The 11,911-nt window shown below is 65.8% G+C and carries 4 protein-coding genes; all 4 read right to left on the reverse strand.

Annotation, left to right across the window (positions count from 1 at the left end; genetic code table 11):
• A partial coding sequence (locus VFZ66_02730; protein ID HEX6288072.1) for an amino acid adenylation domain-containing protein occupies positions 1 to 2,942 on the reverse strand: 2,942 nt, incomplete at its 3' end.
• Complete coding sequence (locus tag VFZ66_02735) at positions 2,939 to 7,801, reverse strand: amino acid adenylation domain-containing protein (protein HEX6288073.1); 4,863 nt, start codon at positions 7,799 to 7,801, stop codon at positions 2,939 to 2,941. The genes VFZ66_02730 and VFZ66_02735, both read right to left, overlap by 4 nt.
• A gap of 18 nt (positions 7,802 to 7,819) precedes the next feature.
• Positions 7,820 to 11,215, reverse strand: a complete 3,396-nt coding sequence (locus VFZ66_02740; GenBank protein ID HEX6288074.1) for an amino acid adenylation domain-containing protein — start codon at positions 11,213 to 11,215, stop codon at positions 7,820 to 7,822.
• Positions 11,216 to 11,238: 23 nt separating this feature from the next.
• Positions 11,239 to 11,911, reverse strand: a 673-nt coding sequence (locus VFZ66_02745; protein ID HEX6288075.1) for a phosphopantetheine-binding protein, incomplete at its 5' end; no start/stop codon positions are given.

Here is an 11,911-nt window from a genome sequence, read left to right on the forward strand (position 1 = left end):
TGCTCGGCCTCCAACGTTCCAAGCTCCAAGTTCAACGTTTCGAGTTCCGGGGTGAGGCCCTCACCCCCCGGCCCCCTCGCCTGCACAGCGGGAGAGGGGGAGCGCTGGTCCTCACTTTGTTCCTTTGTCCCCTTGTTCCCTTGTTCTTCGTTCTTTGTTCTTTGTTCTACGCTTGGCACGACATACGCCGCCAGGAATTGATCGCCCGGTCGGTCTTCGCGCTCGATGACCACGGCCTCGTGGACGGCGGGATGCTGCCGCAGCGTTGCCTCGATCTCGCCCAGCTCGATCCGAAAGCCGCGCAGCTTGACCTGGTGGTCGACGCGGCCCAGGAAGACAATCGTGCCGTCGGGCTGGTAGCGCGCCAGGTCGCCCGTGCGGTAGAGCCGCGATCCTGGTCGGGTGCCCTCTGGGCGGCCAAGCGGATCGGGCACGAAGACCTCGGCGGTGCGGCGCGGATCGTTGAGGTAGCCGCGCCCCACGCCCGCGCCGCCGACGAACAGCTCGCCGGTCGCGCCGATCGGCGCTGGCTGGAGTCGATCGTCAAGGATGTACAGCCGCATATTGGCAACCGGGCGTCCGATCGGCACGTGCAGCAGATCGGCCGCCGGAGCCTTCGCGATCGGATGGTGGGTTACATCGTCGGAGCACTCGGTCGGGCCGTAGGCGTTGAGCAGCGGGATCGCAGGGTAGCGCCCAAGCCACTGACGGCAAAGATCGGGCGGCAGCGCCTCGCCGGTCGGGATCAGCCAGCGCAGCGCGGCGAGATCGATCTGCGGGTCGCCCTCGTCGAGCATCGCGCGCAGCAGCGACGGCACCGTTTCCAGAATCGTGATCCGATCGGCGGCCACCTGATGCAGCAGCAGCCGTGGATCGAAGGCGATCTCGTCGGGGAAAATATGGACCGCTCCGCCGACCATCAGCGGCGCGAGAAACTGCCAGACCGAAATATCGAAGCACTGCGAGGCGGTCTGCGCCACGCGATCGGCAGCCGTGAGCTGCAAATCGGCGATCTTGGCGCACAGGTGGTTGAGCATGCCGCGCTGCTCGATCATCGCGCCTTTGGGCACGCCCGTCGAGCCGGAGGTGTAGATTACATACGCTAGATTGCTCGGCTCGGCGCGCGGCGCGAGATTCTCCTCAGCCTCAGGCGCTTCCAGCAGCTCAGCGATGCGCAGAGTCGCGGGGCGAGTCGTGGAGTGTATGCCTGCGACCGCCTTCGTCAGCGCGGCCATGAACGGATCGGTCGCCAGCACCAGCGGGCTGCCGCTCTGCGTTAGCACCTGGGCATGGCGCTGCGCCGGATGATGCGGATCGAGCGGCAGATACGCGCCGCCTGCTTTGAACACGGCCAGGATCGCCGTCAGCAGATCGAGGCCGCGCTCGGCCAGCAGCGCGACCACAACATCCGGCCCGACGCCGCGCTCCACAAGCTGTCGCGCCAGCCGATTGGCCCGCCGATTGAGCTGCTCGTAGCTCAGCCGCTCCGCCTGCCAGACCACGGCGGTCGCGTGGGGCATGTGGGCTGCCTGCGCCTCGAAGTGCTGAAGCATGCTGTCAGTCGGGAAGGCGGCCTGTGTCGTATTCCAATCGACGAGAAGCTGCTGGCGCTCGGCTGCGGTTAGCAGCGCGATGTCGCCCACCGGCTGATCGGGATCGGCCACAATGCGCTCAAGCGCCGTCTCGAAATGCGCCAGCATCCGCGCGATCGTCGGGGCGTCGAAGCGCTGCCGATCGTAGATCATGCGCAGCCACAGCTCCGCGCTCAGGCCGACCACGCCAAAGAGCGGATAGTTGCCGCGCTCGATCGCCCGCAGATGGCGAAACGTCAGGCTGCGATTCTGGCTGCGCAGCGCATCGACCGGGTAGTTCTCGAAGACCAGCACGCTCTCGAACAGCGGCAGGCCGCGCGGCACGTCGCTCCAGCCCTGGACTTCCAGCAGCGGGCTATACTCGTAGCGCCGCGCCGCGACCTGCTGATCTTGCAGCTTGCGCAGCCACTCGCGCACAGGCAGCGTCGTCGTCACCTGCACGCGCACCGGCAACGTGTTGAAGAACAGCCCAACCATCTCCTCGACACCTGGCAGGTCGGAGGGCCGACCGGAGACGACCGCGCCAAAGACCACATCCTGCTCGCGGCTGTAGCGGCTGAGCAGCAGTGCCCAGAGGCCCTGCACGACCGTGTTGACCGTGAGCTGGTGCTGCTGCGCCATCGCCCGCAGCGCGGCGGTGGTCGTCTCCGAGACGCGCAAGAGCTGCTCGTCGGCCTCCCTGGTGGCGCTGCCCGATCCCGGTCGGCTCAGGCCAAGCGGCGTCGGCGCGCTAAAGCCGCTGAGCGTCTGACGCCAGAACGCCTCGACCTCGGTCAGGTCTTGCTGCTGCAACCAGCCAATGTAGTCGCGGTAGGGGCGGCTGCGCGGAAGCTGAAGCGGCTGGCCCTGGCGGAAGGCCTCGTAGAACGCCAGAAACTCCCTGAGCACGATCGCCAGCGACCAGCCATCCAGCAGCAGATGATGGCAGCTCAGCAATAGCTGGTGCGTATCTGCGGCCAGCGTGATCAGGTCCAGGCGCAGCAGCGGCGCCTGCGCCAGATCGAAGCCGCGCCGCCGATCGGCATCCAGATGCGTCTCAAGCTGCGCCTGCTGCTCGGCGGGCGAGAGCGTCTGCCAATCGTAGCGCGTGAGCGGCAGCTCGACGCCGCGCTGGACGACCTGCAACGGCTCGTCGAGATCTTCCCAGTAGCAGGCGGTACGCAGGATCGGGTGGCGATCCAGCACATGCTGCCAGGCCCGGCTGAAGGCGTCCAGGTCGATCGTGCCCTGGATCGTCCAGGTGAACTGCTCGACATACACGCCGCCATCGGGATCGTACAGGCTGTGGAAGAGCATGCCCTGCTGCATCGGCGAGAGCGGATAAATATCTTCGAGGTGCTCGATGGTCATGGTCGGCCCCTTTTGTTGAACTTGGCGGCAATTGCGCTGAGCTGCTGCTGGCTCAGGTTGGCTAGCGGGAAATCGGAGGGCGTGTAGCTCGCAGCATCGGGCGCCTGGGAGCCGTTGATCATCGCCTGGAGCGTCGCGGTAAACGTCTGGGCAAGCTGCTCGATCGTCTCGCGGCGGTGGAGCTGGGCGCTGTAGGTCCAGCCGAATTGCAGCCGTCCATCGGCCACCAGCCCGTTGATCTCAAGCATATGGCTGCGGCGGCCCTGCGGCGCGTGGAGCGGGCCGATCGCTCCGCCGACGCGCTGCAACAGCGTATCGGGCGACGAGGCTTGATCGAACTGGCCCAGGTAGTTGAAGCTGACCTCGGCCTGTGGCAGGGCTGCCAGCCGGGCCGTGATCGCGGGATCGGCCAGATAGCGCAGCAGCCCGTAGCTGATGCCGCGCTGGGGGATGCGCCGTAGCTGCTCCTTGACGGCTTGCAGCATCGGTCCGGGCGCGGTCGCTTCCAGCTCAAGCAGCACCGGGTAGATCGTCGTGAACCAGCCGACCGTGCGCGATACGTCCAGATCATCGAAGATCGCCTCGCGTCCGTGGCCTTCCAGATGTACCAGCAGGCTGCGCGAGCCGCTCCATCCGGTGACGGCGCGCGCCAGCGCCGTCAGCAGCACCTCGTTGATCTGCGTGCGGTAGGCCTCCGGCACCTGCTGAAGCAGCGTCCGCGTCTCGTCGGCGCTGAGCCGCACCACCACGGTCTGCGCCGATGCCTCGGTGTTCTCGCCGTGCGGAAAATCGAGCGGCATGGCCTGGACGTGCTGCCAGGGCAGGCTCAGCCAGTAGTCCAGCGTGGATTGCACCGCAGCCGACTCGGCGTGCTGCACCAGCCGCTCGGCCCACTGCTTGAACGATGTGGTCTTGAGCGGCAGGGTGGGTGCCTCGGCCCGCGCCACCTGCCGATAGCTGGCTTGCAGGTCTTCGGCCAGGATGCGCCAGGAGACACCATCGACCGCGAGATGATGGATGATCAGCAGCAGGCGGCCCGGTGTGTCAGCGCCGCAGAAGAAATGGACGGCTCTGATCAGCGGCCCGTCGGCCAGGTCGAGGCTTGCCTGAAGCTCGCGCGCCGTGGCCTCTATCGCCGCCGCGTGCTCGACGACCGGCGTCGACGAGAGATCGATCGAGCTGAACCAGCCGTCTTCGACGCTCGCCGCGTTGACCTGCTGCCAGCCGTCAGCGGTCTGCGTAAAGCGCAGGCGAAGCGCGTCGTGGTGGTGCAGCACATGGTGTACGGCGCGCGCCAGCAGCGCGGAGTCCAGATCGGGCGGTACCTGGAAGAGCATCGCCTGGTTCCAATGGTGCGGGGCGGGCAACTGCTGGTCGAAGAACCAGTGCTGGATCGGCGTGAGCGGAAGCTGGCCGCTGACCGTGCTCTGCTCCGTCTGCGTGCCCGCCGCCGTGCCCGCGACAGCCGCGAGCGTGGCGATGGTCTGGTATTGGAAGAGATGACCGGGTGCCAGCCGCAGCCCCGCCTGGTTGGCCCGCGCGATGATCTGAATGCCAAGGATCGAATCGCCGCCGAGCATGAAGAAGTTATCGTGGATGCCGATCTGCTGCACGCGCAGCACGCTGGTCCAGATCTCCGCCAGGAGTTGCTCGGTCGGCGTGCGTGGAGCGACCAGCGCCTCGGTCGCGCCGAGGTCGTCTCGTTCGGGCGCGGGCAGCGCCTTGCGATCGAGCTTGCCGTTGCTGGTGACGGGGAACGAGTCGAGCAGCACGAACGCGCTCGGCACCATGTACTCTGGCAGCCGCTCTTTCAAGTACGTCCGAAGTTCCGAGCTTCGAGTTTCGAGTTCTGCGATCTCGCCCCTTTGTTCCTTTGTTCCGTTATTCCGTTGTTCTCCAACATACGCTACCAGCCGCTTATCGCCTGGGCTATCCTCGCGGGCGACGACCACGCAGTGCTGGACGGCGGGATGCGCGCTGAGGACGCTCTCGATCTCGCCAAGCTCGATCCGAAAGCCGCGAATCTTGACCTGCTGGTCGATGCGGCCCAAAAATTCGATCACGCCATCCGCCCAGAAGCGCGCCTGGTCGCCGGTTCTGTAGAGCCGCGCGCCACCCTGAGGGTACCCGGTCTGGCTGAACGGATCGGGGATGAACTTCGTGGCGGTCAGGATCGGATCGTTGGCGTAGCCGCTCGCCAGGCACTCGCCGCCGATGTACAGCTCGCCGGGCACCAGCACCGGGCATGGATTGAGCTGCTGATCAAGGATATAGTACTGCGCGTTCTGGATCGGCCTGCCGTACGGAATGCTCGGCCACTGCGGATCGACCGCGCCGATCGGGTAGTAGTTCGACCAGATCGTGGCCTCAGTCGCGCCGCCGAGGCTGATCACCTGGGCATTGGTGAAGGTGCCCCGAATCTGATCCGGCAGCGTCACCGGAATCCAATCGCCGCTCAGAAAGACGAGGCGAAGCTGGGCCGTGCCCTCGGCGGGCGCGGACGCGAGAAACGGCCCAAGCTGGTTGAGCGCGGCGGGCGCGGAGTCCCAGAACGTAATCGGCTCGGTGCAGAGGATGTGCAGCAGCTTCTCAGGATCATGGAGCTCCTGGCTGGATGCGACGCGGATCGAGCCACCGGCAGCCAGCAGGCCGAAGACATCGTAGACCGAAAGATCGAAGCAGAGCGAGGTGACGAACAGCACCCGATCGCTGGGGCCGACGCCGAAGCTGTGATTGACCCACTCGATCAGATTGATCACCGGCTGATGCCGCACCATCACCCCTTTCGGCGTGCCGGTCGAGCCGGAGGTGAAAATAACGTAGGCCAGATCGTCGGGGCTGACCGCGACGGCTGGATTGCTCTGCGGCAGCGCGGCCAGCGCGGCGCGCGGCCAGAGGCGCAGGGCTTCCGGCGCGGGCGGCAGCGTCTCGGCAGGCTGATCGGTGTCGAGGCACAGCACATGCGCCAGGGTCGGAGCGTCGGGCTGCATGGCCGTGAGCGGTGGAAGCTGATCGGTCTGCGTGATGATGCAGCGCACCGCGAGATTGTTCACAATCCACTGCACGCGCGCCGTCGGAAAGCTGATCTCCAGCGGCACGTAGGTCGCGCCCGCCTTCAAAATACCCAGCAGCGCCGGAATCATCAGGTGCGAGCGCTCAAGCCAGACCGCGACCATGCTGCCGGGGCCGATGCCAAGCGCGATCAGGTGATGGGCGATTTGATTCGCCTGCTGATTCAGGTCGTGGTAGGTCAGGTGATGCGTACCACAGACGACGGCGGTGGCGTCGGGCGTGCGCTCGACCTGACGCTCGAACAGGTGATGCATACATGCTGTCCGGTCATACCCGGCGCGCGTATCGTTCCAGGCCGCAAGCATCTGCTCGCGCTCGGCCACGGGCAGCAGCGGCAGATCGCTCAGCCGCCGGTCGGGGTTGGCGACCGCCGCCGCGAGCAGTGTGTGAAAATGCGTCAGCAGGCGGGTGATGGTCGTGGCATCGAACAGGTCGGTGTTATACTCCAACATGCCCAGCAGCCGATCGCCGATCGCCTCGATATACAGCAGCAGGTCGAGCCGCGCAGTGCCCGCGTCGACGGTGAACGGTCGGGCGGTCAGGCCGCTAAACGTGGCTGCCGCGCTCTGGGCGTCGCCGCCGGTATGCTGGAGCACGAACATGACCTGATAAAGCGGGTTGCGGCTCGGATCGCGCTCAAGCTGAAGCGCCTCGATCACCATCTCGATCGGGACCTGCTGATGAGCATACGCGCCCAGCGCAACCTGACGTACCCGCCGCATGACCTCGCGGAACGTGGGATTGTCTCCAAGATCGGTGCGCATGACCACGGTATTCACGAAGCAGCCGATCATCGGCTCCAGCTCCGGCTGACCGCGCTGCGCAACGGGCGTGCCAACCGCGATCTGTCGCTGGCCGCTGTACCGGCTGAGCAGACATTGAAACGCCGCCAGCAGCGTCATGAACAGCGTCGCATCTTCCTGCTGGCTCAGGGCTTTGAGCGCATCGGCCAGCGACCGGGAAAGCTCGAAGTTCTGCCGCGCTCCGCGAAACGTCTGGGCCGGTGGTCGTGGGCGGGCGATAGGCAGGTCGAGCGGCGTGAGATCGCCCGTGCCAAGCTGCTGCTGCCAGTAGGCCAGATCGGCCTTGAAGCGCTCGCTCTGCAACCACTCGCGCTGCCAGAGCGCGTAGTCGGCGTACTGGATCGGCAGCGCGGGCAACTCCGGCGCGATGTCGGCGACATGCGCGTTGTAGAGCATGATCAGCTCGCGCATCATCAGCGCCTGCGAGCCGTCGAGCACGATATGATGGCTGGTGATCACCAGGACATGCTCGGTTTCGGCAAGGCGGATGAGCAGCGCGCGAAGCAGTACGTCACGGGCCAGATCGAAAGGCCGCCGCACCTCGGCGATGACGGCCTGCGACATCTGCGCCTTACGCTCGGCCTCAGGTAGCGTCTGGAGGTCGACGAGCGGCAGCGGCAGAGGCGCGACCGGCTGAATCACCTGCTGGGGCTGCCCATCGACGGTGACAAAGGTTGTGCGCAGGATCTCATGCCGACCCACCAGCTCGTTGAGGCTGCGCTCAAGCGCGGCGACGTTCAGCGAGCCGGTCAGGGCCAGCGCCAGGGGCATGTTATAGCTCGCGCTGCCCGGAGCGAGCTGATCGAGAAACCAGAGCCGCTGCTGGCTGAACGAGAGCGGGATCGGGCCTTCTGCGGCGCGGCGTGGAATAGTCGGCGCTTTGGCTACTCCGGCCAGCGCGCCGCGTTTGAGCTGAGCAAGCAGCGCTTGCCTTTCTGGCGAGAGCTGTGAGCGGCGGGTTGAGCGGTTATCTGCTGCGGACACGTAGTACCTCACACACGGTTATGCTTGATCGACGAGCGACGCGCTAGCCGCTAGAAGCTGAATCTCGTCCTCGGAGAGCGATGCCAGCTTCTCGACCAGCAGGTCCTCGACGACGTCGACCATCTGGGCGATCGTGGGAGCTTCAAAAATGGCGCTGAGGGTTAGCTCGACATGAAAGACCGAGCGCGTGCGGGCGATCAGCCGCGTAGCGAGCAGCGAGTGACCGCCGATGCTGAAGAAGTTGTCGTGGATGCCGACCTGCTCCAGTCCAAGGATCTCGGCCCAGATCTCGGCCATGATCTCTTCTTCGGGCGTGGATGGCGCGACGTAGGTTCGCGCCTGTTCGAGGCCGGGCGTTGTATCCGCCAGGAGCGCGCGGCGGTCGAGCTTGCCGTTGGGCGTCAGCGGCAGCGCGTCGAGCACGACCCAGCCTGTCGGCACCATATAGGCCGGCAAGCGCTCGCGGAGGAAAGAACCAAGACGCCCAGAGGGCACCCGGAACCGAGAACCCGCTTCGCCCTCGGCGTCCTGGTTCTCAACAATATACGCTACCAGCCGCTCATCGCCATCGTCCTGGCGCACGATCACCGCCGCCTCGCGCACGGCCTCATGCTGCATCAGTGTCGCCTCGATCTCGCCCAGCTCGATGCGATACCCCCGCAGCTTCACCTGATGGTCGTTTCGTCCCAGGAACTCGATCGTGCCGTCGGGCCGATAGCGCGCCAGGTCGCCGGTTTTGTACAGCCGCGCGCCACCCTGAGGGTACCCGGTCTGGCTGAAGGGATGCGGCACGAACTTCTCGGCGGTGAGTTCGGGGCGGCGCAAGTAGCCGCGTGATAGCCCGGCCCCGCCGATGAACAGATCGCCGGGCACGCCGATCGGCGTGGGCTGGAGCCGCGAGTCAAGCACATACACCTCGGTATTGGCGATCGGTCGTCCGATCGTGATCTGCTCGGCGTCGGGCCTGACCTCCGTCAGCGTCGACCAGATCGTGGTTTCGGTGGGGCCGTACATATTCCACAGGCTGGCATTGGCTGCGGATAATGTCGCAGCAAGATCGCGGGGTAGGGCCTCGCCGCCGCACAGGATCTTCAAGCACGGGCTGCCCCGCCAGCCACCGGCCAGCAGCAGCCGCCACGTCGCGGGCGTGGCCTGCATCACCGTCGCAGAGGAGCGCTCGATCTGCGCGGCTAGCTGCTGGCTGTCTGCGGCCTGCGCCTGATCGAGCAGCACCACGCGCGCGCCGGTGATCAGCGGCAGAAAGAGCTCCAATCCCGCAATATCGAATGACAGCGTTGTCACCGAGAGCAGCGTGTCCTGCGCGCTGAGGCCGGGCTGTGATTGCATCGTCGTGAGGAAGTTGACCACCGAGCGATGGCTGATCTGCACGCCCTTGGGTCGTCCGGTGGAGCCGGAGGTGTAGATTACATACGCCAGGTTGGCGGGATCGACCCGCGCTCTGACCGGCGCTGGATGCGCCTGGTTTTCGCGTACGATGCTCTCCCAATCGCGGCGGATGCAGACGACCTGCGCATTGTGCGCGGGTAGTCGGGTACCCTCTGGGTGCAGGAGATGCTCCTGTGTCAGCAGCACCGCAGCCTGGGCATCCTCCAGCATGAAGGCCAGCCGCTCTCGCGGGTAGGACGGATCGAGCGGAATATAGGCCCCGCCTGCGGTCAGCACGGCCAGCACGCCCACGATCATATCGAGCGAGCGATCCACTGACACGCCGACCAGCACATCGGGGCCGACGCCCAGCCGCCGCAGGTGTTGGGCCAGCGCACTGACGCGCTCGCTGAGCTGCGCATAGGTCAACTGCTGATCGGCAAACACCGCCGCAGGTGCGTCGGGCGTGCGCGTCGCCTGCGCCTCGAACAGGTCATGGATGCACGACGCCTGGGGAAAATCGCGCGCTGTGGCGTTCCACTCGACTAGCAGCCGCTCCCGCTCGGCGGTCGAGAGCAGCGGCAGATCGGCGATGCGCTGGTCGGGCGCGGCGACGATGCTCTCAAGCAGCGTCTGGAAATGCCCGGCCATGCGCTCGATCGTGTCGGGCGCGAAGAGGTCTGTATTGTAGGCAAAGTAGCCGTACAGCCCATCCGGCCTCTCGGCGACTTCCAGCGTCAGATCGAAGGCGATCGTTTCGCGATTCCCACGGACCACGTCGGCGCTCAGCCCGCTCAGGTTCAATGGCGCGACCGGGGTGTTTTGCAGCGAGAACATCACCTGAAATAAAGGATTGCGCGCGAGATCGCGCTCCAGGTGCAGCTCCTCGACCAGCCGCTCGAATGGCAGATCTTGATGGGCATACGCGCCCAGCGCCATCTCACGCACCCGTCCCAAAAATTCGCGGAACGCTGGATTGCCTTGCAGGTTGCCGCGCAGCACGAGCGTGTTGGCGAAAAACCCAATCTGGCCCTCGGTTTCGGCGTAGGTCCGGTTGGCAATGGGCGTGCCCACCAGGATCGTCTGCTGGCCGCTGTAGCGATACAGCAGGATTTGAAACGCGGCCAGCAGCGTCATGAACATGGTGCTTTGCTCGTGCTGGCTCAACGTGCTGAGCGCGGCGCGCAGCGTGGCCGGAAGCTCGATGCGATGGCGCGCGCCCCGATAGCGCTGCGTCGTCGGGCGCGGAAAGTCGAGGGGCAGATCCAGCACCTTGGGCGCATCGGCGACCTGCTGCTTCCAGTAGCCAAGCTGCCGCTCCAAGACCTCACCGCTCAGCCACTCGCGCTGCCAGCAGGCGAAGTCGGCATACTGGATCGGCAGCGGGGTGCCCACCGGGCCTAGCGCTGCGGCCTTGCCCGCGACCTGTGCGTTATACAGCGCGCCAAATTCTTGAAAGAAGACGCCGATCGACCAGCCATCCGAGATGATATGGTGCATCGCAATGATCAGGTAATGCTCGGCGTCGTCCAGGCGCACCAGCCTAGCGCGCAACAACGGCCCCTGCGCCAGATTGAATGGCCGCTGGCGCTCCTCGCCGATGATCTGCTGCGCCTGCGCCTCGCGCCGGTCGGCGGCAATCCCGCGCAGATCGGTGATCGGCAGCTCGATCGTCAGCGACGGCGCGATGACCTGAAGCGGCTGTCCATCCTCGACGACGAAGGTCGTGCGCAGGCTTTCATGGCGACGCACGAGATCGTTGATCGTTTGTTCCAAAGCCGGCACATTCAGCGTGCCTTGCAGATGAAACGCGCTACAAAGAATATAGGCCGCGCTGTTGGGGATGAGCTGGTCGAGAAACCAGAGGCGCTGCTGCGCAAACGACAGCGGAGCCGGGCCTGTGCCGGTGCGGCGCGGAATCACCTGGCCGACTGTGGTTCCGGCTAATGCGCCGCGCTTGAGCTGGCGCAGGAGCGCCTGACGGGCTGGCGAAAGCTGCGAGCGACGGGCTGAGGCATCATTGGTCATAGAGCCACCTCACACTAGGTTGATCACGATTCAAAAAACATGTTGGCCGTCAAGCGTTGAATCTCGTCCTCAGGTAGGGCCTCCACTTTCGCGATAAGTAGCTCTTCGATCGCGTCGCTGATACCGGCGATCGTCGGTGCCTCGAAGATGATGCTGAGCGGCAGATCGACGGCAAAGATCGCTCGCAGACGAGCAATTAGCCGCGTGGCGAGCAGCGAGTGCCCGCCGAGGTTGAAGAAGTTGTCGTGGATACCGACCGCTGTGAGCTGGAGCAGCTCGGCCCAGATCTCCGCGATCAGCGCTTCTTCGGGCGTGCGCGACGCAACAAATGTCCCGGCGGGGTCGCACAGCGCTTCATCGGGCGTGGGCAGTGCCCGGCGATCGACTTTGCCGTTGGGCGTCAGCGGCAGCGCCTCCAGCACCACGAACGCGCTCGGCACCATGTAGCTCGGCAGCTTGCCTTGCAGGAAGCGCCGCAGCTCGCTGCCGCTGACCGCCCCGCTGTCGGCTCCCGCTTCGTCCCGCCGCGCGCCCGGCGCGCCTACGATGTACGCCACCAGCCGCTTGTTGCCCGGCGTGTCCTCGCGGGCGATCACGACCGCCTCGCGCACGCTCGCGTGCTGCCCCAGCACCGCCTCGATCTCCCCCAGCTCGATCCGGAACCCCCGGATCTTCACCTGCTGGTCCGCGCGCCCC

It is taken from the genome of Herpetosiphonaceae bacterium (assembly GCA_036374795.1).
Classification (GTDB): domain Bacteria; phylum Chloroflexota; class Chloroflexia; order Chloroflexales; family Kallotenuaceae; genus LB3-1.

What these genes read in the sequence shown, in the direction of transcription:
- VFZ66_02740 (HEX6288074.1), bottom strand. Translation starts at nt 11,215, where the DNA reads ATGACCAATGATGCCTCAGCCCGTCGCTCGCAGCTTTCGCCAGCCCGT.